The organism is Streptomyces sp. P17, from assembly GCF_032436805.1.
In the GTDB taxonomy this organism is placed as follows: Bacteria; Actinomycetota; Actinomycetes; order Streptomycetales; family Streptomycetaceae; genus Streptomyces.
Map to the genome: position 1 here is coordinate 1 of NZ_JAVRBF010000094.1, position 22052 is coordinate 22052.

The 22052-nt window shown below is 68.6% G+C and carries 26 protein-coding genes; 8 read left to right on the forward strand and 18 right to left on the reverse strand.

The features are described 5' to 3' along the window. The first annotated feature begins 138 nt into the window (after nt 1-138). The gene (locus tag RMT89_RS36955; RefSeq protein ID WP_315888141.1) at nt 139-684 is read left to right on the forward strand and encodes a GNAT family N-acetyltransferase; all 546 of its coding nucleotides are present in this window, start codon (nt 139-141) and stop codon (nt 682-684) included. Nucleotides 685-686: 2 nt separating this feature from the next. Here RMT89_RS36955 and RMT89_RS36960 read toward each other — a convergent pair whose 3' ends face one another. From RMT89_RS36960 to RMT89_RS37030, 15 genes are all read right to left on the reverse strand, one after another. Continuing rightward, a complete protein-coding gene (locus tag RMT89_RS36960; RefSeq protein ID WP_315888142.1) occupies nt 687-2123 on the reverse strand; it encodes a type IV secretory system conjugative DNA transfer family protein in 1437 nt (478 codons plus the stop codon). A gap of 12 nt (nt 2124-2135) precedes the next feature. Continuing rightward, nucleotides 2136-3548 (reverse strand): ATP-binding protein, encoded by a 1413-nt coding sequence (locus tag RMT89_RS36965; RefSeq protein ID WP_315888143.1) that lies wholly within the window; start codon nt 3546-3548, stop codon nt 2136-2138. A 10-nt stretch (nt 3549-3558) separates the two neighbouring features. Continuing rightward, entirely contained in the window at nt 3559-5118 is a 1560-nt protein-coding gene (locus RMT89_RS36970) for an SCO6880 family protein (RefSeq protein ID WP_315888144.1), read from the reverse strand. Beyond that, complete coding sequence (locus RMT89_RS36975) at nt 5115-6440, reverse strand: hypothetical protein (RefSeq protein ID WP_315888145.1); 1326 nt, start codon at nt 6438-6440, stop codon at nt 5115-5117. Before RMT89_RS36975 ends, RMT89_RS36970 begins: the two co-directional genes overlap by 4 nt. Next, on the reverse strand, nt 6430-7236 hold the full coding sequence (locus tag RMT89_RS36980) for a hypothetical protein (RefSeq protein WP_315888146.1): 807 nt from the start codon (nt 7234-7236) through the stop codon (nt 6430-6432). Before RMT89_RS36980 ends, RMT89_RS36975 begins: the two co-directional genes overlap by 11 nt. Nucleotides 7237-7423: 187 nt before the next feature. Beyond that, entirely contained in the window at nt 7424-7732 is a 309-nt protein-coding gene (locus RMT89_RS36985) for a hypothetical protein (protein ID WP_073499096.1), read from the reverse strand. Between the two features lie 515 nt (nt 7733-8247). Then, on the reverse strand, nt 8248-8853 hold the full coding sequence (locus RMT89_RS36990; protein ID WP_315888147.1) for a hypothetical protein: 606 nt from the start codon (nt 8851-8853) through the stop codon (nt 8248-8250). A 158-nt stretch (nt 8854-9011) separates the two neighbouring features. Further along, nucleotides 9012-9428: a hypothetical protein gene (locus RMT89_RS36995; RefSeq protein WP_315888148.1), complete on the reverse strand. Its 417-nt coding sequence runs from the start codon at nt 9426-9428 to the stop codon at nt 9012-9014. A 142-nt stretch (nt 9429-9570) separates the two neighbouring features. Beyond that, nucleotides 9571-10266: a hypothetical protein gene (locus RMT89_RS37000; protein WP_315888149.1), complete on the reverse strand. Its 696-nt coding sequence runs from the start codon at nt 10264-10266 to the stop codon at nt 9571-9573. Then, nucleotides 10263-10919: a hypothetical protein gene (locus tag RMT89_RS37005; protein WP_315888150.1), complete on the reverse strand. Its 657-nt coding sequence runs from the start codon at nt 10917-10919 to the stop codon at nt 10263-10265. The genes RMT89_RS37000 and RMT89_RS37005 overlap by 4 nt, the downstream gene beginning before the upstream one ends. Beyond that, entirely contained in the window at nt 10916-11146 is a 231-nt protein-coding gene (locus RMT89_RS37010; protein WP_315888151.1) for a hypothetical protein, read from the reverse strand. The genes RMT89_RS37005 and RMT89_RS37010 overlap by 4 nt, the downstream gene beginning before the upstream one ends. After that, a complete protein-coding gene (locus RMT89_RS37015) occupies nt 11112-11720 on the reverse strand; it encodes a hypothetical protein (protein WP_315888152.1) in 609 nt (202 codons plus the stop codon). The genes RMT89_RS37010 and RMT89_RS37015 overlap by 35 nt, the downstream gene beginning before the upstream one ends. Nucleotides 11721-11772: 52 nt before the next feature. Next, nucleotides 11773-12063, reverse strand: coding sequence for a hypothetical protein (locus RMT89_RS37020; protein WP_315888153.1), 291 nt, complete (start codon nt 12061-12063; stop codon nt 11773-11775). A 5-nt stretch (nt 12064-12068) separates the two neighbouring features. After that, the gene (locus RMT89_RS37025; protein ID WP_315888154.1) at nt 12069-12719 is read right to left on the reverse strand and encodes a hypothetical protein; all 651 of its coding nucleotides are present in this window, start codon (nt 12717-12719) and stop codon (nt 12069-12071) included. Between the two features lie 138 nt (nt 12720-12857). After that, entirely contained in the window at nt 12858-13139 is a 282-nt protein-coding gene (locus RMT89_RS37030) for a GntR family transcriptional regulator (protein WP_315888155.1), read from the reverse strand. A gap of 158 nt (nt 13140-13297) precedes the next feature. Here RMT89_RS37030 and RMT89_RS37035 point away from each other — a divergent pair, with 158 nt between their 5' ends. The 3 genes from RMT89_RS37035 to RMT89_RS37045 all read left to right on the forward strand — a co-directional run bounded on the left by RMT89_RS37035 (nt 13298) and on the right by RMT89_RS37045 (nt 15083). Then, a complete protein-coding gene (locus RMT89_RS37035) occupies nt 13298-13597 on the forward strand; it encodes a hypothetical protein (RefSeq protein ID WP_315888156.1) in 300 nt (99 codons plus the stop codon). Next, nucleotides 13594-13866, forward strand: a complete 273-nt coding sequence (locus RMT89_RS37040; RefSeq protein ID WP_315888157.1) for a hypothetical protein — start codon at nt 13594-13596, stop codon at nt 13864-13866. Before RMT89_RS37035 ends, RMT89_RS37040 begins: the two co-directional genes overlap by 4 nt. A 257-nt stretch (nt 13867-14123) precedes the next feature. Then, nucleotides 14124-15083 carry a hypothetical protein gene (locus RMT89_RS37045; protein ID WP_315888158.1) on the forward strand — a complete coding sequence of 320 codons (960 nt, stop codon included), beginning with the start codon at nt 14124-14126 and terminating at the stop codon, nt 15081-15083. Nucleotides 15084-15139: 56 nt separating this feature from the next. On the opposite strand, the gene RMT89_RS37050 is transcribed toward RMT89_RS37045, so the two are convergent. Then, on the reverse strand, nt 15140-15733 hold the full coding sequence (locus RMT89_RS37050; RefSeq protein WP_315888159.1) for a TetR/AcrR family transcriptional regulator: 594 nt from the start codon (nt 15731-15733) through the stop codon (nt 15140-15142). A 97-nt stretch (nt 15734-15830) separates the two neighbouring features. On the opposite strand from RMT89_RS37050, the gene RMT89_RS37055 reads away from it, so the two are divergent. Continuing rightward, nucleotides 15831-16736: an oxidoreductase gene (locus RMT89_RS37055; protein WP_315888160.1), complete on the forward strand. Its 906-nt coding sequence runs from the start codon at nt 15831-15833 to the stop codon at nt 16734-16736. Nucleotides 16737-16758: 22 nt separating this feature from the next. Continuing rightward, nucleotides 16759-17517: a PIG-L deacetylase family protein gene (locus tag RMT89_RS37060; protein WP_315888161.1), complete on the forward strand. Its 759-nt coding sequence runs from the start codon at nt 16759-16761 to the stop codon at nt 17515-17517. 113 nt (nt 17518-17630) lie between these two features. Here RMT89_RS37060 and RMT89_RS37065 read toward each other — a convergent pair whose 3' ends face one another. Continuing rightward, nucleotides 17631-17975: a DUF1330 domain-containing protein gene (locus RMT89_RS37065; protein ID WP_315888162.1), complete on the reverse strand. Its 345-nt coding sequence runs from the start codon at nt 17973-17975 to the stop codon at nt 17631-17633. 366 nt (nt 17976-18341) lie between these two features. Between RMT89_RS37065 and RMT89_RS37070 the strand changes: the two genes are divergently transcribed. Next, entirely contained in the window at nt 18342-19286 is a 945-nt protein-coding gene (locus tag RMT89_RS37070; RefSeq protein WP_399498668.1) for an NlpC/P60 family protein, read from the forward strand. 204 nt (nt 19287-19490) lie between these two features. Next, on the forward strand, nt 19491-20195 hold the full coding sequence (locus RMT89_RS37075) for a phosphatase PAP2 family protein (protein WP_315888164.1): 705 nt from the start codon (nt 19491-19493) through the stop codon (nt 20193-20195). A gap of 7 nt (nt 20196-20202) precedes the next feature. On the opposite strand, the gene RMT89_RS37080 is transcribed toward RMT89_RS37075, so the two are convergent. Then, entirely contained in the window at nt 20203-21756 is a 1554-nt protein-coding gene (locus RMT89_RS37080) for an FAD-binding oxidoreductase (protein WP_315888165.1), read from the reverse strand. Nucleotides 21757-22052: the final 296 nt, after the last annotated feature.

Below are 22052 nucleotides of genomic sequence, written 5' to 3' on the forward strand. Positions count from 1 at the left end.
AAGCTAAGCCTTACAGCGCCGATGGTACTGCAGGGGGGACCCTGTGGGAGAGTAGGACGCCGCCGAACAAATTTTGAGAAAACCCCCGTACCGTTTATTCGGTACGGGGGTTTTCTGCGTTCGGCTACGGTATGCGGCATGAACTACAAGGTCCGTTCCATACAGGCCGACGAGTGGCCCCAGGTCAAGGCTCTGCGGCTTGCCGCCCTCCAGGATCCCGTGGCGCATCTCGCCTTCCTGGAGACCTACGAGGCAGCCGTAGCCCATCCTGACTCCTTCTGGCAGGAGCGTGCCGCGGGGAGCGCGGAAGGGGCGTCCGCCGCGCAGCAGATCATCGCCGAGGGGCCGGACGGGGAGTGGGTCGGGACGCTGACCGTGCTGATCGAGGAAGCTGGGGCGACGGACTGGGCCGGGTTCCCGGTCGAGCGGAAGCAGGGGCATCTCGTTGGAGTTTTCGTACAGCCCGAGCACCGGGGCATCGGGCTCACCGAGGTGCTCTTCGATGCCGGCCTGGAGTGGGCGTGGTCGCAGGGCGCCGAGCGAGTGCGGCTCATCGTGCACGAGGACAACGAGCGGGCGCAGCGGCTGTACCGGAAGGTGGGGTTCGAGCCGACCGGGATCACTGTGTCGCTGCCGCAGGCGCAGGGCGAGTCCGAGCTGGAGTTCGCGATTCAGCCGGAGTAGGGCTACACCGGTAGTTCGTCGTGCGGCCAACGGGCGCGGGCCTGTTCCCGGGACCTGAGCAGGGCCAGGGTCGGCAAACCCCGGTCCGCCCCGGTGGCCAGCAGCTCCGGCAGCTGGGGCAGCGGAGCGACGGCCGCGACGTCGTCCAGGACGAGCGTCAGTGGTGGGTCGAGGCGACCGGAGGATGACCGTTCGGCCATGCGCCGGCCGCGCTCGACCACGCTTGAGGCCAGGGCGGTGAGAAGAGGCATCGCGCCCGGGTTCGTGCGGGGATCCTCGATGGATTCACCCACCACATAAAGCGTGCCCCCTTCGTTCACGAAGGAATCCAAGGCGAGTGCATCAGTTCGGTTGGGCGTGCACGCCTCGCGGATGTTCACCGTGAACAGGGCGGACAGCGCCCGCGTCGTCAACTGCTGGGCCATGTCCCGGCGTTCGGCGTGCGCGGTGAGCGCGGCTTCGAGTTCACCGGCGGCCCCGGGCGCGGCCTTCGGGCTGGTCCGGAGGATGCGCACCGCGTCCTGCAGCTGGGTGCCCTGGGACCAGCGGTGGACGTGGCGGATCGTACGGCCGTCTATGGCGGCGGCGTGCAGGGCGCTGCGCAGGAGCGTTTCGGCTACGTCCGCCACCGCCTGGTCGATCTTCGCGCTGGGGCGGACCGGGGCGAGGAGCGAGGTCGCTCTCGCCGCCGCCGTCCGCTTGTCCTCGCAGCCTGTCGTCGGGGACCAGTGGAGGCGGGACGGGGTGTCGCACAGGTGGGCGGGGTCGTAGAGGTGGACCGGGCCCAGTTTGGCCCTGGCGTCCTTGGTGTCCTGCCAGATCGCCGGGTTGGAGGTGATGACCAGGGCTGGGCCCTCGGCGTCTCGTACGGCTTGGGTCGCGGTGGTGTGGCGGGATTCCCTCGGGGCCACGAGGATCTTCTCCCACCCGGGCAACGGAGCCGGGGGTGCGGGAGGGGCCGTCTCCTGGACGGGCTCCGGCCGCGGTTCCGGCCTCGGCGCCGGCACCTCGTGCTGGACCGGCACCGGCACCTCGTGCTGGACCGGCACCGGCTCCGGCGCCGCTGGCTGCTCCCGCTGTCGTGCCCTGACCGCCCGCCATCGGGCCACCGTGCCCATCACGAACACGGTGAGCACGATCAGCACCATCAACTGCCCGATGAACAGTCCCCAGAACAGCCCGTACCCGGAGAGCTCCGCCGCCGGAGTCTCCGGCCAGGCGCCGGTGATGTCGTGCGGGGCGCCGAAGAGATAGCGCATGGCGAGCGGGGTGCGGGTGAAGGTGACGCCGCTTGGCCAGGCCCCGTGGGAGAGCAGCCCTGCCAGACCCGTCGCCGTCCACACCATCAGGGTCAGGCCGAGCAGGAAGGCGAGTATGCCGATCAGCAGCCCGTCGGGGATGCCGCCCGCCTGCTCCTGCCGCCGGTCGTCTGCGCGCACGCCGTCGCCCCCTTACGCCACCGTCGACTCGGAGTCGCCGAGGTGCTGTTCCACGAAGGCCGCCGCCCGCTCCTCCGCCTCCAGCTCGGCGGCGCGCAGCGCGTCGTCGCTCAAGTGGTCGCTGGAGGACTCGGTCATCGCGCGGTCGGTGAAGACCAGCGGCCGTTCGGTCTCGGTGACCAGGTGTTTGACCACCTGGACATTGCCGTTGACGTCCCAGACGGCGATACCGGGGGTGAGGCTGGGGATGATCTCCACCGCCCATCTGGGCAGCCCGAGCACCCGGCCCGTCGCCCTCGCCTCGTCCGCCTTCTGGGCGTAGATCGTCCTGGTCGACGCCATCTTCAGGATGGCCGCCGCCTCCTTCGCCGCCGCTCCGTCCACGACGTCCGACAAGTGGTGGACGACCGCCACGAACGACAGACCCAGGCGGCGCCCGAACTTCAGCAGCCGCTGGAAGAGCTGGGCCACGAAGGGGCTGTTGATGATGTGCCAGGCCTCCTCGACCAGGAAGATGCGCTTCTTCCGGTCGGGGCGGATCCAGGTGTGCTCCAGCCACACACCGACGATCGCCATCAGGATGGGCATGGCGATGGAGTTGCGGTCGATGTGGGACAGATCGAAGACGATCAGGGGCGCGTCCAGGTCGATGCCGACCGTGGTCGGGCCGTCGAACATGCCGCGCAGGTCACCGTCGACCAGCCGGTCCAGCACCAGGGCGACATCGAGTCCCCAGGCCCGTACATCGTCTATGCCGACGTTCATCGCCTCGGCCGACTCCGGTTCGGGGTGCCGTAGCTGCTCGACGATGTCGGTCAGGACCGGCTGGCGCTCGACGATGGTCTCGTTGACGTAGGCGTGCGCGACCTTCAGGGCGAAGCCGGAGCGCTCGTCGAGGCCATGGCCCAGCGCGACCTCGATGATGGTCCGGAGCAGGGCGAGCTGTCCGGTCGTCGTGATCGCCGGGTCGAGCGGGTTGAGCCGGATCCCCATGTCCAGGGCCGCCATCGGGTCCAGCCGGATAGGAGTTATCCCCAACTCCTGCGCGATCAGGTTCCATTCACCGACGCCGTCCTCGCCCTGCGCGTCCAGTACGACGACCTGCCGGTCGCGGAAGCGCAACTGCCGTAGGACGTACGTCTTCTCCAGCGCCGACTTGCCGTTGCCGGACTCGCCGAGGACGAGCCAGTGCGGGGCGGGGAGCTGCTGGCCGTACAGCTGGAAGGGGTCGTAGATATAGCCCTTCCCGGAGTAGACCTCGCGGCCGATGATGACGCCGGAGTCGCCGAGGCCGGGCGCGGCCGTCGGCAGATAGACGGCCTGGGCCTGCCCGGTCGACGTGCGCACGGGCAGCCGGGTCGTCTCGACCTTGCCGAAGAGGAACGAGGTGAAGGCGTCGGTCAGGATGGACATCGGATCCCGCATGCGGCGGCCCCTACCTTCGAATGCCGGTGGCGAACGGGAGCGTGTTCACGAAGGCGCGATGGTGCTCGCGGTCGCACCACTCCAGCTTCAGGTACGACTTCCCGGCCGACGCCCGGATGGTCCGCTTGTCGCGGGCCAGGGCCTCCGGGTTGCGGGAGGAGACGGTGATGTAGCCGACCAGGTTCACGCCGGCCGCGCCGCTCGCCAGGTCCTCTCCGCGCTGGTCGAGGCGGTTGTGGGCGGCGACGTCACGCGGGTCGACGGTCCGGTTCATCTTGGCGGCGCGGGAGGCCTCCGCCTCGTCGTTCGTCTTCTCCGTCAGCATGCGCTCGATGGCGATCTCGGTGGGTTCGAGGTCCATCGTGACGGCGACCGTGCGGATGACGTCCGGGGTGTGGACCAGCAGCGGCGCCAGGAAGTTGACGCCGACGGGCGTCATCGGCCACTCCTTCACCCAGGCCGTGGCATGGCACCAGGGCGCTCGGGTGGAGGACTCGCGGGTCTTGGCCTGGAGGTAGGCGGGCTCCATGGCGTCGAGCTCGGCAGGCCAGGCATTACGTTTCGTCATCGCCTGGATGTGGTCGATCGGGTGGTCCGGGTCGTACATGGAGTGGATCAGCGAGGCCAGCCGCCCCTGACCGAGCGGCTGCCGTACGCGGATGTCGGCCTCCTGCAGCCGCGAGCAGATGTCGGTCAGCTCACGCGCCATGACCACGGCGAGCCCGGCGTCCTTGTCGACCTTCCGGCCCTGCTGCGGTCGCGCGGCCCGCGCCATGGCGTGCCCCTCGGCGGCCAGCTCGCGCGTGTAGTGCATACAGGCCACGAGATACGCGCGGTGCTGCTCGCTGCTGGTCGACACCATCGACTGCAGCTGGTCGTACGACTGCTGCAGCCACGGCAGCGCCTTGTCGTCCCCGCGTACGGCGACGTCCTTGGCGTGGGCGTCGGGGTCGGCGGGGAGGGTGCGGGCGAGCATCTGGAGGCGGGTGACGAAGCCGTCGCCGTTGGCCACGTGCTTGAGGAGCGTGCCGAAGCGGTCGACGAGGGCTTCCTGGTCCTCGGAGTCACGCAGACCGACGCCCGGGCCCTCGATCTCGATCGCGGCGGTCACCGTCCTGCGGTCCGCGTGCAGCAGTACGGCGATCTCGTCGGGCCCGAACGGGGCGGCGAGCCAGGTGATCCGGCCGATGCCGGGCGGCGGGCCGACCTCCACCTCGCGGCCGTCGATCCGGGTGCCCGCCTCCATCACCGCCGAGCGGTAGACGGTGCCCTGGCGCAGGGTGCGCTTGAAGCTGCGGTTGATCTCGAACCACTTGTAGAACGTCCGGCGCTTGTACGGCACGTAGACCGCGGCCAGCGCCACCATGGGGAAGCCCATGAGGAGCACGATGCGCAGGGAGAGGACGGGGACGAGGAGCCCGCACATCATGCCGAGGAACGCGCCGCCGATGATCAGCGCGATCTCGCCGGTTTCACGATTCCGGCCGACGATCGCGTTCGGCCGGGCGCGGCCGATCAGATACGTACGGCGGGGCGTGACCGGATGGGACACGTGGGACTCGGTCGTCAACGCCCTTCACCTCCCGTGCGGTTGGTACTGCTGTTGCGGGTGTTGCTGGCGTGGGGCGTGTTCACCGCGCTGCCGCCGGACCGGGGCACGGGTGCGGCGGAGGGGACAGATCCGCCGCCTCCGTTCGCGGGGCGCGAGCTGTGCGCGGCGACTCCGCCGGCCGTCTGGTTGACGGGGCGGGAGCCTCCGGAGGACTGGCCGTTGTTGTCGGCTCGGGAGCTGTGGGTCTTGATGCCCTGGGCGACGAGGGTCGCGGGGGAGCTGATGACGGCCGCGGCCTTGCTTTCGGCGCCCTGCATGATGCGGTTGCTGCGGGAGCCGGCGATCTCGTCGCCGAAGCCCGGGACGAAGCGGTAGATCATCGCGCTCGCGAAGATGGCGAGCAGGATGATGGCGAGGCCGGAGACGACGGCGGAGAAGGCGTCGGGGCCGTCGTCGGTGGACAGCGCGCCGGCGAGACCCAGCACGATGACGATGACCGGCTTCACGAGAATGACGGCGATCATGATGCCCGCCCAGCGGCGGACGTGGCTCCAGAGGTTCTTGTCGACCAGGCCCGCGTAGACGACGGTGCCGAGGAGGGCGCCGACGTACAGCAGGGCGGCGCGGATGACGAGCTCCAGCCAGAGGACTCCGGCGGCGAGGATGCTGACGAGTGAGACGACGATCAGCATGATCGGTCCGCCGCCGATGTCCTCGCCCTTCTCCAGGGCGCCGGAGAAGGTGCCGAAGAAGGTGTCGGTCTGGTCGCCGGTGGTCTTCGCGAGCACCTCGGAGACGCCGTCGGTGGCGGAGACGACGGTGTAGAGGATCAGCGGGGTGAAGGCGGACGCGAGCACGGTCAGCCAGAGGAACCCGATCGCTTCGCCGATGGCGGTGGTGAGCGGTACGCCGCGTACGGCTCGCTTGGCGACGGCCAGCAGCCACAGCAGGAGGGTGAGGATGGTCGAGGCCGCGAAGACGACGGCGTACTGCTGCAGGAACTTCGGGTTCGTGAAGTCGACGTTCGCGGTGTCCTTCACGGCCTCACTGAGCTTGTCAACGGTCCACGCGGCGGCGTCGGCACAGCCCTTGGCGAGGGAGGAGAGGGGGTCGAGGGTGGAGGTGGGGTCGAGGGGGGTGGATCCGCCTGAGCCGCCTGAGCCGTTTCCGTCTTCGCAGTACTTCTTGGCGGGGCCAGCGATGAGGGAGCAGGGGTCGCTACTGGGCGTAGGCGTAGGGGTGGGTGCGGCAACGGCGCGGGTGGCGAGCAGCACGGCGGTTGCTTGTACGGCGGCAACCAGGCCGGAGAGCTTGAGCACGCGGTGATTGCTACCGGGCATAGGTGAACCCTCCGAACTCCTGGACCGCCTTGCCGATCTCATCAGCCCCGGAAACGGGGTTGTCCCCGGTTACTGGTGTCGGGCCGGTCTTCTGGCTGCTCTCGAGGACCTTCCAGTCATCACCGCTCCAGGTCAGCTTCATGGTCACGGTGAACCAGCTGCTGGTCACGGGGTTGGTTGAACTCTCGCCGGTGAGACCGAAGAGGCCGTTGCACCAGACCTCGACCGTGGCTGCGTTGCTGCTCAAGGACGTGACCTTGGTTCCGGCGGGCAGTGTCCGGTTGACGAATGTGCCCTCTGGCGCGCTGCCGTCGTCGTTGAGGCCGATCTTCCTGAGGAAGTCCGCCGAGTAATCGTTGTCGAAGCCGGACTGGAGGCGGTCGACCGAGCTGGGAGCCGCGATGGTCTGCACGATCTCATGGCGCCTGGCCTTGTTGAACATGCCGTCGGAGCCCAGCGCCACCGCATAGTTGGCCGCCGCACTCTGCGCCCCCTGCTCATCCCGCGCGAACCCCGCCTCCACCGGCCGCTCCCCACTCGCCGCCGTAGGCGCGGCCTGGGGCTTGTCGGTGGCTTCGTCTCCCGATGAGGAATCGTCTCCTCCGCGGTTGGCGAAAGCGATCGCCGCAATCAGCAGGACCACCACGCCGACCACCGTCACCAGGCTCCGGGACGATGAACGGCCGCCCCGCCGTGCGCCCCCGTACGTGTGGCCGCCGCCCTCGGGCAGCCGTGTCCGGGTCTGGCCCGTACCCCCGTAACCGCCGGAGGCCTCCCGCTCGTCTCCGAGACTCATGCCGCGTACGCCCCCTCACCGTCGTACCGGAAGCCGTAGAAGCCCTTGGTGTACGACGGTAGCCGTGCTGGTTCCCGCGCGGGCGCGGTGTGGTGACTCGACATCAGGGAAACGCAACCTCAGCCGGTGGGCACGACGGGCGGGTGGGAGGGGAGGAGGGAACAAGCGAGGGGACGAGCGGGCGCGGCTACACGGCCATGCCGTACACGATGGTGAAGAGCGTGCCGAGCGATCCGATGATGAAGACGCCGGTCAGGCCCGCGATGATGAGGCCCTTGCCCTGCTCCGCGCTGAAGGTGTCACGGAGCGCGGTCGCGCCGATCCGCTGTTTGGCGGCGCCCCAGATGGCAATCCCGAGGCAGAGCAGGATGGCGATGGCCATCACGACCTCGATCATCACCTTGGCCTCGTTGCCCAGGCTGCCGAAGGGGCCCCAGTCCGGAGCGATCCCGCCGATGATGGTGTTGATGTCTCCCTTATCGGCCGCAAAGAGCATGTAAGTCACCGCCCCTGGTGGGTAGTTCCGTATCCCCTGCGTGCGCGCAGAGGTCAGGCCTCATTCTCGCCGACAATGTCGCCGTCGTATGTCGACTTGGCGTCATTGGTTGGCGGGTTTCGTACGAATACCTTGTCAGGAGTCGTATCGTCACTCTGTGTATCACGACAGGTCACGCCGGGCAATGAAGCCGGAGCAGAACCTGTCGTGTGGTTCGGTCGTTGACCCCTTCTACGGCATGTCCCGCTGCGCACGCCGTTCCTGACGGCTGGTCGGGTGACGGGTCGTGCCGATGTTCTCGGGGTGAAGGCTATCGCCGACGCTTCTCATGCAGGAGAACGGGACGTGATCGGTGGTCACCCGTTGGTTCCCCATGTCTGAGCGAGCTGGCGACGCGACCAGCGGAGGGCCGCAGCGCACAGCGTGAATGTCGACACCCGCGCTTCGGGCGCGACCCACCCGGATCACGGACCGCTCTCGGCGCAGTTGCGCCCAATATCTCCGTACCGTGGCCATCAGGTACCTGCCCGAGCGGACGGCCAGTCGATGTCGGCCGCTGCCAGGATGCTCCCGTATTTCGTGAGTCGGCGCCGGGCGATGTACAAGCCGAGTGCCCACAGGGCGGCGAAGAAGAGCCAGATGGCGACGCAGAGCAGCACAGCGGTAGCCGTGAAGCCCGTCTGGGAGAGCGGGATGAGCATGACGAGCGGGATGACCAAGAGGGCCATCAGGCCGCGCCGACGGTGAGTGCGGCTGTAGTCGACCATGATGCGTGCGTGGAACAGGTCTACGTCGCGCTGGGCTTCGGGGAGCGGGCGCAGGCGGCTGCCGCCGGGCCGCATGCCCGGCAGCTGGCCACCCTTGGGTGCGGTCGGGTATCGCTCGGTGGTCCGGGTGGCGCGCTCAACGGCATCCGGCATGCGGCGGAAAGCGAAGTATGGGTTGGGGCTCCCCTTGGGGGAGATCGGGGATAGTCCGTCGTACTCGTAGCCGTACTGCTCGGCGACGTACGCGAAGGCCGCGAATTTGCGCCAGGACCGGTGCAGGTTGCGGGCGTCATGACGCTCGGCCCCCTGCGAACCGTCCCGCAGCAGCGCTTTGAACTGGGGCTGCAGGAACATCTCGCCTCCTGGGTCGGGGTCGTCGGGCACTACCAGGATGCCGTAGCGGCCTGATTACGACGATGGCGGAACTCATCGGACTTCCCACCGTGGCCTTAGGTCGCCCATGTGCGACATCCCCCGTCCTTCGGCTGCTCTCTGGACGAGACGGTAAGTTATTAACGGTACTTGGGTGCTCCTATGGTCATCCCTGTCTGGTAGGAGTCGAAGGAGGAAGCTTCGTGGATGAACGGCATCTTCTGAATGGGCTGATGAAAGCCGTAGCGGAAGAGAAGAGTGAGTACGTGGTAAGGCCGTTCGTCCCCGGCATGAAGAAGTTCGCTGCCTTCGCGTACGTTGCCGAATGCTTGGGCTATCGCTATATGGGGCATGCGCCGGGTAACGCCGCCTTGAACAATCCCTACTTCCTCTTGCCCACCTGGCTGGAGCCCGACCGTGACCGCGAAGGCGGCGAAGAAGAACGGCACCATCAGCCACAGCCGCCGGTCGGTGTTCACTGCGATGAACCAGAGCAGGCCGGGCGCGAGCAGGATGCCCGGCAGGGTCAGCCACTGGCTGATCACGGAGGAGATCATGGCTCCCACCAGGAAGGTGCCAGCGCCTGCCAGGACGTAGAGCTTTCGAGGCGGTATGCCCCAGCTCCAGCCGTGACAGCCAGGCGGGTGGGCGCGTGGTGTCGATGGCGCCTCGCCGCTTCACGGCCATAACTGGGTCACCTCATGCCGGTTTGGCCCTTGAAGTCTCCCCGGAGATTCTCGGTGGTGCGACGTCATTACGAGTGTCACCCGGGCTGTCTCTGGTGAAGCGGAGGCTCCGCAAAACACTGGCCATCATCGGGGCGTAGCACGTGTCCCAGTGTGTGAGGTTCGGGGTGGAGAAGGCGATGAGGCACATGCGTCGGCCGTCCTCATCTGAGCCGGCCGGAATCGGGATCATGGCATGGAATTGGGCCGTGAGGACTTCTACAGGCTCACTGCTTGGGGAGAACACCGGGGGGAGCGTATAGCTCTGGCTTCCTGTGAACACGGCTGCCGGACCGCACTGCGTGTCGACGACAGAGCCTGCCCACTCCGGTCCTCGTGACTCCAGGACGCCACGCAGCGTTCCGCGGGCAGCTATGGCGGGGTCGTTGCCGTACGGGAAGTCCACGACGGCGACAGCCAGCGAGCCCAGTGACGGTTCGCCCTGGAAAGAGTGGAGGCAGTCTGCCGCGTACACGACGCCGACCTCCTTGAGGAGGCGGGAGACCTGGTGCAGCGTCCGGGCCATCTCCCTGAGCTTCTCCCGGTCGGGTTCGCCAGTCATCGGCGCTCGTGCACAGCGCCTGTTCAGCTCGGACCAGGCCGTCTCGAAGTCGACGCCGATCGGAATGTCCTCGAATTCGCCCGGGACGGAGAAGTCGACACGGATCACGAGCCGTTCCCTCCAGGGCCGGCCTGCATATTGCCCCCAGCCGGAGGGGGCGGGGGCGGGGGTGGCCCCCATTGCTGGGAGCGCTGCTGGTTGAAGCGGTTTGCCTTCTGCTTGTTGTGTCTGTACCAACTCCCCATCCAGCGGGGGATCAGTGCCGCGGCGACGCCGAAGAGGGCTGCTGCCGCCACCAGAGCGATCACGCCGGCGAGAGCACCGCGTGCCACCCACGCCAACATCAGGAAGGCGATGCTGAGGATGGCTGCGATGATGACCAGTCCGCGTGAGCCATGTGTCTCATAGGCAGTCATATTGCGCCGGGCGGAGGCCGCTTCCATGGGTGAGATCGGCCTGCCGAGTACCCGCGGCAGTCCGGGTGGGGCCCACACCTCAGGCAGCAGCGGCCCGCCGGCACGGAGCCTGTCCAGCGTGTTCCGGGCTCGTTGGCGGACATCCGGGGAGTCATCACGCAGATAGGTCATGCGCCACTGGCCCCGGGTGACGATGTCTGTCTCGTGGAGCTTGTAACCCAGCTCGAAGGCGATCGCCGCGATCTTGTCGCTCTGCGCCACTTCGAGACCTCTCAGCGTGATCTCTGCGGTGCCTCGCCCATCGAAGTACGCGAGGATCTGTTCATCCTTCATCAGGGCCTTCACTTCTCCTGCCGTGCGGCGCGGTCCTTCTCACTGCCAGCCTTCCAGGCGTTCTCGAACGCCACGAGGAGAGGGCCGCCAGTGAGAGCCATCTCGGCAGTCTGCCGACGGCCTTGGGGGACGAAGTAGCCCAGGGCTGTCGGGTCGGCGATGAACGCCGCAACCGTGTCCACGAGTCCGAAGTTGGCCGAGGCGTCAGCAGCACGGCTTGCCGCGACCACCCTGGTCACGCCCTTGAACGGTGTACGGGGTGCCGATGCTGCCGTCGTCGTTGATTTTGCAGTCGCCGGAGGAGGGGTACGTCTCGGCGTCCTCGGTACCTGGGTTCAAGTGCAGTGCGATGGGCTTCGCGGTGGTCTCCGCCCAGACGCCGGCGTCGGCCAGCTCGGCGCGGACCTTGACCTCCGTGAAGGTGGCCTTGTCCAGCCATACCCAGGTCGGCAGGTTCACTGTGGACCTGGCAGCCGGCTTCGTCTCGACCGCGGTCTCCGGGACCTTGATCTTGTCGTAGGCGTAGGCGGCGAGGACGTCAGGGGTGGGGGCGTGATCGTCGTCGGGGAGGGTGTTGGCGTTCTGCCAGAACAGGTTGCGCTCGCAGAGAGCGGACTCGGGGTCGTTCTCTCTGCTCTTGCTGACCACCCCGCGCCAGAACCTGCCGTCCTTGCCGAGGTTGTAGTTCTTGTAGCTGTACCCGCTGTCGGTGTTGTCCTGCCCCTTCTCGTAGTGGTCCACCATCAGCTCCCCGCCCCAGCTGAGCGTGGGCGTGACGGGCACCAGTTCCCCGCCCTTCTTGAGCTGGTCCACGGCGTCCTTCAGCTGCTGGGGTGTGGCCAGTCGGGGGGTGGGTCGCCGGCCCTTACCGCGGACCGCGCGCAGGACACGGCTCGTACCAGCACGCAGGCGGCTCCCAGTTGGGGTCCACTGGGGCGAGCGACTTGGGGGTGGTACCCGAGGTACCACCGCTGATCTGCGTGACCTTGATTCCGGTGGTCGGGGCCGTCGCGGTCAGCGTGCTGTCGGAGGAACCGCCGGAAGGGGTCCCTGAGGACGGTGGCTCTACGTCGTCGTCCCCGATGGCGTACGCAGTTGTGGAGGACAGAACCGAGGCGCAGGCCGCGGCGGTGAGGACGGCGCTTGCCTTGGCCATCCAGCTCATCGGCTGCATCCGCCCTTCGCCACGGTCACGGAAGTGGTCTTCCAGACACCCTGCGCTGTCTTGTCCAGCCTGGTTCGGTACTGCAATACCGACTCGGGCTCGTCCGGAGTCTTGACGATCTTCCCGGTCTTGCGGTTCTTGGTGGATGCTTGACGCTCGTCGACGCAGTAGAAGAGGACGCCGGATCCCGTATCGCTAATGAGCGCCTTGGGTTCGAAGACGGTGACCTTGCCGATGATGCTGTCGTCGTCGTCCGTGAACTGCTTGATCCACTTACGAGCCGACACCTGGGTGGCCTCGGAACTGTAGAAGGCCACCGCATCGGAGTTCGGGTCCGCATCGATGACCGCGGCGTACTTCGCCCTCAGCTGCTCGCGACCGTCGTCCATGACCGCCTGCAGCTTCGGATCGCTGTTCGCCCAGTTCTCGAAGTCCGCCTGGAACTCACTGGGCAACGTGATCTCCGGTCGCCTGACGCCACCTTGCGAGGCCGACACGGAAGGGCTCGCCGACGCCGTCCCGCCTCCCACGTCCGCGCCCTTGATGTCATCCGAGGACGAGTCGTCGCCGCTTCCGCAGGCGGACAGCGACAGGGCCGCGACGGCGGTCAGCGCAGCGGCTGCGAGCAGGGTCGGACGGCGGTTCACGGATGGCTCCCGGTGGGGCGAGGGTTCTCACGAGTGTGACAACGTTATCGACGGGCCTTGAGGGGCCACCAGTTGGGTTTACGTCAGGCCGGCCCGTCCGGTGGGGCGAATCCCAACGGAAGCTGCCACCGGGGTCCTTCAGGCGGAGGATGCGGTGGCTTCGGGAGGGGCCGGTACGGGGTCGGAGACAAACCACCCCCGCTGGGGGACGGCGTATACCCAGCCCTCGTCGGCCAGCAGGCCGAGTCCCCGGCGCACGGTCGTTCGTGCGATCCCATACCGCTGCACGAGCTGGGCCTCGCTCGGCAGCATTCGGCCTGGCTGCCAGTCGCCGCGCTGAATCTGTGCACGCAGAATCTCGGCCAGCTGCCGGTACGGAGTCAGCGGCGCGCCGTGATCGATCTCAGCGTCAGGGTTCATGGAGTCGACGCTAAGCAAGTGGATTGATACGCGCTCTTTGGGATACGTCTCGCTACGAGTCGATACAAGCCGATACCATGAGCCCGACGAAAACGCCCCGGCGGGAAGGGTGAGAGCTTCCGTGCCGGGGCCTGAGCCGACTGAGTAGGAGTCGACCTATGCGCAGCCTACTGGCCGCGATCCTGAGCCTCTTCCTGCCTGCCCGTGGGGTGCACCGAGCCGACTCGGCACCGCCCGGCAACTCTCGTCCGCTCCTTCCCGCGCCCGTGAGTAGTCCACGGCTGCACGCGACGGACGTCATCCTCGTCGACGGCCAGCCCCTGGTCCGGCCGTACGTCGTCGTCTGGGAACGCGAGCGTGACGATTGTGAGCGCCGGCGCCTTCAGCGAGAACGGCGCCGGGCGGCTGTCCTCGCCACTCTCGGCCAGGACTACTTCCCGTGGGAGGCCGCCGTATGAGCACATGGCGTCCCCGCAGCCTGGGTATCGACCCGGCCACCGGCAAGGAGGCGTTCGTGGTCGCGCGCCCCGGCGGTTTCCTTGCGGCGCTGGCCGACGCGCACGCCCTGGAGGTCGCAGCCGTCCTGGTGGCGGTCGTCGGTGCCGTGCTGGAGGCGGGGGAGGCATCGGACGCCGAACTGGCCGTCCTCGTACCGCCGTTGCATGCGGCGCTCGACGAATGTGTCGGCATGATGGCGGTGGACGGCGGAGTGACCCAAGGGGAGTGATGGCGCACTGGCGGACGGGCCGTGGCTGAGTGGCCACCCGTTCGTTGTGCAGGGCCGGAACAGGGGTGGTGGGCCCCGAGTGTCCGGGGATGCTGCGGCGCCTCCGCTCTGGTCGGCCCGCCCCGTACTGTCACCGACCCTCCGGCGCGCCCACTCCAGAACTGCGACCGCGCCTGTCGTGCGCCCGGCCCCGGTCGCTGCTGCGAGTGCCTTACTCCTTACGCGCCCACTTCTGAAACTGCAAGACAAGGAGACCCATGGTCAGCCCGCCCCACGAAGCGATGCACCGCGCCTTCCAGGAGTACCCGGAACTGTTCACCGGGGTCTCCCGCGTTCTCGGTTTAACCTTCTCCCCGCCCGACTCGGTCACTCTCCTCCCGACCGATCTCACCGAGGACCGGCCCGTCGAGCGTCGCGTCGACACGTTAGTGCGGTTCGACTCCGAGAGCGACGGGTCGCTGCTGCTGGCGGTCGAGGCCCAGAGAGGGAAGGATCCCGACAAGCCCGCCGCATGGGCCTACTACCTGTCCTTCCTGTACACCAAGTACAAGATCCCGCCTCTGTTGCTCGTCGTCTGCCAGGACCGGGCAACGGCGGAGTGGGCCGCACAGACCGTGCTCATCGGCCCTGCCCAGTGGCCCGCGCTCACACTCCGTCCCCTTGTGGTCGGGCCGCACAACATGCCCTTGATCACCGACCCCGAGACGGCCCGCGCGGATCTGGCGCTGGCCACACTGTCCGCCATCACTCACGCGAAGGGACGGGACGTCGATGCCATACTGAAAACCCTGTCCACCGCTCTACGCGGCGCCCCCGAAGCCGTCGCTGACCCCATCGTCGAACTCGTCGCACGAGGCCTGAGCAGCAACCGTCGGGCCGTAGAACTCTGGAGGAATCTCGTGGCTGTGGACCTCTCCTTCTACAAGTCCTGGCTCTCCGAGGAAATCCGTGAGGAGGGCCGCGAGAAGGGCCTCGCCGAAGGCCGGGCAGAAGGCCGGGCAGAAGGCCGGGCAGAAGGCCGGGCAGAAGGCCGGGCTCAAGGTCTGGCCCAAGGCAAGGCCGAGGACATCCTTCTGCTCCTGGAGCGCCGTGGTGTCGACGTCCCCGACGTCGAGCGTGAGCGCATCACGTCCTGCGACGATCTGGATACCCTCGGCCGCTGGTTCGACCGGGCCATCACCGCGGCGTCCGCTGACGAGGTCTTCGCAGACGAGTAGTACCCGAATCATTGTTTGACACGGCCACGCCCCTCAGGGGTGTGGCCGTGTGCCGTTCAGCGCGGCCTCAGGCCGTTCAGGAGGGTGTGGACGAGTTCCTCGGTGGCGGCCAGGGCCGCCTCGGGTGTGAGCAGGCCGCCGGCCGCGAAGGCGGCGAGGCCGTGCAGGCTCGCGCCTGTGACGAGGGTGAGGTGTTCGGGGTCGGCCTCGATGATCTCGCCCCGCCGCTGGGCGTCGGCCATGACCCGCTCCAGTGAGCCGACCGTGCGGTCGATGGCCGAGGCCATCTGCTCGTAGGCGTCGGGTTCGTGCTTGCGGGCGTACATCAGCTCCAGCAGCTCGCCGTTGTCGAGGGCGAAGCGGAGGTAGGCCCGGGCCAGGGCGGTGAGCCGTGGTTCGAGGGGGAGGGCGGGGTCGTCGGCGGCCCGGAGGGTCTGCTCCAGGCGGTCGTATCCGGCGAGGGCGAGCGCGTTGAGCAGGGCCTGCTTGTCCTTGAAGTGGCGGCCGGGCGCGGCATGGCTGACGCCGGCCTCGCGGGCCAGTTCGCGCAGCGAGAGCGCGCTGACGCCCTTGGTCCGCAGGGTGCGCTCGGCGCCGGCCAGGAGGGTGGAGCGCAGGTCTCCGTGGTGGTAGGGGCGGCTCTCGGGCATGGGCACATCGTAGCCCGATGTTGACGCCGTCATCTTTGTTGACGTCGCCATCATTGTTGTCGTTGACAGCATTGTTGCCGACGCCTACATTCGGGGTATGACCCAGACGCAGAAGTGGAACGCGACCGATCTCCCCGATCTCAGCGGCCGCATGGCCGTCGTCACCGGTGCCAACAGCGGCATCGGCCTCACCGCCGCCCGCGCGCTGGCCGGAGCGGGCGCGCATGTCGTCTTCGCCGTACGGGATCCTGAGCGCGGCCGGGCCGCCGCCGCGACCGTGTCCGGCAGCACCGAGGTGCGGCGCCTCGACCTGGCCGACCTGGCCTCCGTACGGGAGTTCGCGGCCGGCTGGGACCGCCCGCTGCATCTGCTGATCAACAACGCGGGCGTGATGATGCTCCCGCGGCAGCGGACCAAGGACGGCTTCGAGATGCAGTTCGGCACCAACCACCTCGGACACTTCGCCTTGACGAACCTGCTCCTGCCGTACATCACCGACCGCGTCGTCACCGTAGCCTCGGCCGCCCACCGCTGGGGCCACGCGACGATCCGCTTCGACGACCTCAACATGGACGCGAACTACACCCCGCGCGGCGCCTACGCCCAGTCCAAGCTGGCGAACCTCCTGTTCACCCTGGAGCTGCAGCGGCGGCTGACCGAGTCCGGCTCCCGGGTCCGCGCCCTGGCGGCCCACCCCGGGTACTCGGCCACCAACCTCCAGAGCCACGCGGCGAGTCCGCTGGACCGGGTGGGGATGCGGTTCGGCAACAGGTTTCTGGCCCAGAGCGACCGGGCGGGCGCCCTGCCCACCCTGTACGCGGCCACCCAGGACCTGCCCGGCGCCGGCTATGTCGGCCCCGACGGCTGGGGCGAGTGGCGGGGCGGACCCACGCTGGTGAGCCGCTCCCGGGCGGCGAGCGATCCGGCGACGGCCCGGCGACTGTGGACGGTGTCGGAGGAACTTACGGGCGTGGTCTGTCCGTTGGAGGTTCAGGTGGCCTGAGCTTCGTGGAGGTGGTCGCTCGATGCCGAGTCTGCTCGCCGTGTTCGGGCACCCTGACGACGAGTCGCTGTTCTCGGGCGGGGTGCTGGCCAGAAACGCCGCCGAGGGCTCTCGTACGGCGGTGGTGACGGCCACCTGGGCCGAGGGCACCCACCGGGCTGCCGAGCTCGGCGACGCGCTGCGGATACTCGGCACCTCCGAGAAACCCCGGATGCTCGGCTACGCCGACTCCCGGGTCCCGGAGTCGGCTCCCGGCAGCCCACGGCTGTGCGACGCCCCGCTGGACGAGGCGGTCGGCCGGCTGGTGGCGCAGCTACGGGAGTTCCGCCCGGACATAGTCGTCACCCATGACGCGTACGGCGGTCTCACCGGTCATGAGGACCATGTGCACACCCATCGCCTGACCGTGTTGGCGGTGCAGGCGGCGGGACTTGAGCGGCTGTATCCGGAGGCCGGCGAGCCCTGGCAGCCGCGTGCGCTGTATCTGGCCACGCATCCGCACTCGGCGGTCCGGGCGCTGGGTGAGTTCGCGGAGGCGGGCAAGGGCATGAGGACCGTGCCGGAAGAGTGGGTCACGACCACGGTCGACGTCCGTCCTTGGCTGGAGCGGAAGTGGGCCGCTGTGCAGGCTCATCGCAGCGAGGCCGAGCGCGGGGCGGCGCCGGGCCTGCTGGCCGCTCTCCCGGCGGAGGCGCGTGAGGGGATCCTCGGCACGGAGTGGTACATCCGCCAGGAGCTCATATCCGACGCGCGGACGGGCGAGACGGAGCTGACCGCCTAGAAGTGTCCTGAAGATCTTGCTTGGGCCGCCCCGATAGCCCAGGTTCGCCCGCAAAAGTCGATCGGGGCAATCCGGTGCAAGTCGGGCGGGCTTTCAAGATTCTCAGTGGTCTCCTAGGAGGGCAGGGAGTCCCGTAGTGCCTTCGCGGTGGTGGCCGGGTCGTAGCCCTCGTCCACGCCCTCGACCAGGATGATGTCGCCCTTGATGTGCCGGGAGCGCAATGGGGCGATCTCCTGATAGGCGGGCGAGTCCCACCACTGCCGCGCCTCGTCGATCCCCGGGAAGCCGATCATCACCACAGCCCCGGCCCAGCCGCCTTCCACCGTCTCGTGCTCCCGCCCATGGACGAGAAAGCGGCCGCCGTACGGCTCGAAGGTGGCGGTGATGCGCTCGATGTACTCGGCGATCTCCGCGTGCGGGGTGATCTCGCGGAGGTGGGCGATGGCGTAAGCGGTCATTGCGGGCGTCCTTCCGGTCGAGCGGTCGGGCTGCTTGCGTCGACTGACTGGACGATCGTGTCAGCGGGGCCGGGCCGGGTCGATGACCTGTCAGGTCATAGGTCTACGGCCGATGAGCCATGGCTGATGCCCTATGTCGTGGATGTGATCCGGTGGCGCATGTTCTCAAGCCACCGCCCCAATGCCCACGATCTTCCTGCTGGACGGCATCTGACCCGGCGTCACAACCGTCCTGGTTGCCACCGGTTCCGCGTGGGAAGCTCCTAGACTGGCGCGGGCGGACTCGCGGTTGGTGAGGGGCGGTTGACGGTGGGCAAGGCGTGGATCGTGGCGGCTGCCGCTGTCGCGGCGGGGCTCAGCTTCGTGATGCTGCTTGTCGTCGGGGTGTATGTCGTCGCAGGGAACCTCGCGGGCGGCATCGGCGGCGGGGCCAAGGCGCTCGCCAAGGGGGCGGTGCCCGCCGCCTACCAGACGCTCGTGCAGAAATGGGGCAACCTCTGCCCCGCCATCAACCCCGCGCTGCTCGCCGCCCAGCTCTACCAGGAGAGCGGCTTCAACCCGAAGGCCCAGAGCCCGGCAGCCGCGCAGGGGATAGCGCAGTTCATCCCCGGCACCTGGGCCACCCACGGCATCGACGGCGACGGCGACGGCGACCGTGACGTATGGGATCCGCAGGACGCGATCCCCTCGGCGGCGTCGTACGACTGCAAGCTCGCCTCCTACGTCAAGGACGTGCCGGGCGACGCGACGAAGAACATGCTCGCCGCCTACAACGCCGGGGCGTACGCGGTCATCAAGTACGGGGGCGTGCCGCCGTACCGGGAGACCCAGAACTACGTGAAGACGATCACGACGCTGCAGGACAGCTTCGCCGCGCCCGTCGGGCGGGTCGATCCCTCGAAGCAGGCCGCCGGGGCCATCTCCTACGCGCAGAAGAAGCTCGGGACGCCCTATCTGTGGGGTGGTGACGGGACCGCCGAGGACGGTGGGCGGTTCGACTGTTCCGGGCTGACGAAGGCCGCGTACGAAAGTGTCGGGATTTCGCTCCCGCGTGTCGCCAACGACCAGTACAACGCCGGGCCGCATCCGGCCAGGGACGAGCTGCTGCCCGGGGATCTGGTGTTCTTCTCGAAAGACCCCACCGACTCGCGGGCCATCCATCATGTGGGGATTTATGTCGGTGGCGGGTACATGATCGACGCGCCGAGAACAGGTGCTGTGATCCGGTTCGACCCGATCGACAACCCCGACTACTTCGGGGCCACCCGGGTCACCGAAGATGGCGCGAAAGCGCTCCCCACCCGTGTGTAGACGCAGCGTGAACCCACCCCCTGAGCTGCGGGAATGTGTCTCTCTTCGATAACGTCTGCGTGATCATTCAGTGGAGTGTGGAACGTATCAACAGGGGCCGTGCGTTCCTGATGACGTAGCCCAGCGCGGATCTACAACCACGGGGGTGGCACAGCGGCGCGCGCACAGGCGTGCCGGGAGAGACGACGAAGGGGCCGCAGCACCATGGCTGGACTCGCCGCATCCGGGTCGAACCCCGACGTCGAGCTGCTCTACGACATCAACGGCCTGGCCAAGGACGCACCGCAGTGGTTCGACCGGGTCATGGAGTACGTCGGTGAGTTCGGGCTGCTCATCGCCATGGTGCTGCTGGTGCTGTGGTGCTGGTGGTCCGTGCGCAGGCGGGGCGGGGAGGACGGCGCCTCGTCCGTCGCCGCGCTGGTCTGGGCGCCGCTCGCGGCCGGGATCGCGGTCCTGGTGAACGTGCCGATACGGGGCTTCGTCGAACGGCCCCGGCCCTTCCTCGACCACCAGGGTCTGGACGTCCTGGTCGCGGGCAAGACCGACTTCTCCTTCGTGAGCGACCACGCGACGATCACCATGGCCATGGGCGTCGGGCTGTTCGTCACCAACCGGAAGTTCGGGCTCATCGGGATCGGGCTCGCGCTGCTTGAGGGCTTCTGCCGGGTCTACATGGGCGTGCACTACCCGACCGATGTCATCGGCGGCTTCGCGCTCGGTACGGCCGTCACCCTGCTGCTGTCGCCCGTCGCCTCGGCGCTGCTGACGCCGGTGATGAAGGCGGTCGAGCGGTCGCCCCGGGCCGGGTGGCTGATCCGGTCCAGGAAGGTGTCGTCCTGCGACGGTGCCGTCGTCCCGGGCGCGCGCACGGAGAACGCCGACGCCGAGGAGCGGGACCTGGCGGCCTGAGGGCCGCTCACAGCGCCTGGGGGTAGGTGAAGAACCCCGCCGGGTCGTACTGCTTCTTCAGCCGGGTCAGGCGGGGAGCCGCGTCTCCGTAGTACGCCTTGCGCCAGTTCCTGAGGCCCGGGTCCGTGTAGTTCTGGTAGGCCGAGCCCGAGGCGTACGGCTGCATCGCGGTGTGGGCCTCGGCCAGCCAGGACTGGGCCGTGCTGCCGCTCGTGCCCGCCTGCCAGGCGGCGATGTACTGGGCCAGCATGCGGGAGCGGCGGTGGACGAACGCCGTCGCCGTGGGCGGGACGCGGTTGACCGCGCCGCCGAGGGCTGTGAGGGCGACGCTGCCGGAGCCGCCGCGGACGGACTTCATCTTGTTCAGTAGCGTCTGGATGCCCGCCGCGGAGATCGAGCGGTCGAAGAAGTCCGACTTCGCGGCGTAGGTCTCGCGGTGCAGGGCGCCCTGCGGGGAGCGGCCCGGGGTGGCGCCGGGGAGGTGGCACTGGGCGTCCGTGGCGAAGGAGGAGCAGCCGGCGTAGAGCTCCATCGACTCCTCGTAGGAGCGGCGGCGCAGGGAGACGCTGGTGGCGGGGGCGCCGATGCGGTCGGCCAGGCGGTCCACGGCGTTCTGGAGTTCGCCGTAGGTGCCGAGGGAGAAGGCGGCGACGGAGACGGTCGGGGTGCCGCCGGTGGCGTTCGCCAGGTGGAAGGACGACCAGATCTCGTCGGGCTGGGTGGGGCCCCATTCCTGCCAGGCCTTCAGTACGGCGGCTGCCTTCGACCAAGGCCAGGACATGTACGCCGTGACCGCCTCAGGCGCGGGGTGGGTCTTGAACTGGAGCTCCGTGACGACGCCGAAGTTGCCGTTGCCCGCGCCGCGCAGGGCCCAGAAGAGGTCCTTGTTGGTGGTGGCGTCGGCGGTGAGCTGCTTGCCGTCCGCGGTGATGATCGTGGCGCGGGTGAGGCTGTCGCAGGTCAGGCCGTACGCCCGTGAGACGACGCCATGGCCGCCGCCGAGGGTGAGGCCGGAGACGCCGACGGTGGGGCAGGAGCCGGCGGGGATGGTGACGCCCTTTGCGGCGAGGCCTCGGTAGACGTCGATGAGTTTGGCGCCTGCGCCGATCACGGCGGTGCCCGATGAGGCGCGGATCTTGTTGAGCCGGGAGACGTCGATGACGAGGCGGCCGTTGCCGGAGGACCAGCCCGCGTAGGAGTGGCCGCCGTTGCGGATCGCTACGTGGAGGTTGTGGGCGTGGGCGTAGGAGAGGGCGGTGCGGATGTCGGCGGGGTGGGCGACGTAGGCGATGGCTGCGGGCTTCAGGTTGTCGAAGCGGGTGTTGTAGAGCTGGCGGGCGGTGGTCCAGGTGGTGTCGCCGGGGCGGATGAGCTGGCCGTCCAGGTCTCGGGCGAGGGCGGACCAGGTGGCGGGGGTGGTGGCGCTGGTGGTGCGCATGGGCGGGAGGGAGGCGGAGGTTGTTGCGCGGGTGCCGTTGTCGGGCTTCGTGCCTGTGCAGGCGGCGGTTGTCGTTGCCGCGAGTGCGGCTGCGCCGCCGGCGATGAAGGTGCGCCGTTCCATGTCGCCTCCCGTGGGTTACGTGGAACGAGACGGGGTGGTGGGGGCGGGGGTTCCATGTTGGGTGCGCCGACCGGGTTTTTCGCCCCCGCCGCCCCTACCCGTCCCTCCCCCAGAGGGGGGACCCCCACTGGGGGCTGCCGCCCCCAGACCCCCACTTCGGCCTGAACGGCCTCGTCCTCAAGCGCCGGACGGGCTGGAGGGGGGCTGGGGTGCGTCCGCCGCAGCTAGGGGGTGTTTTGAAAGTCCCGCACAGCACCCACGGCGCCCGGCACGCACCCTCGCCGCACCGGCCAAAG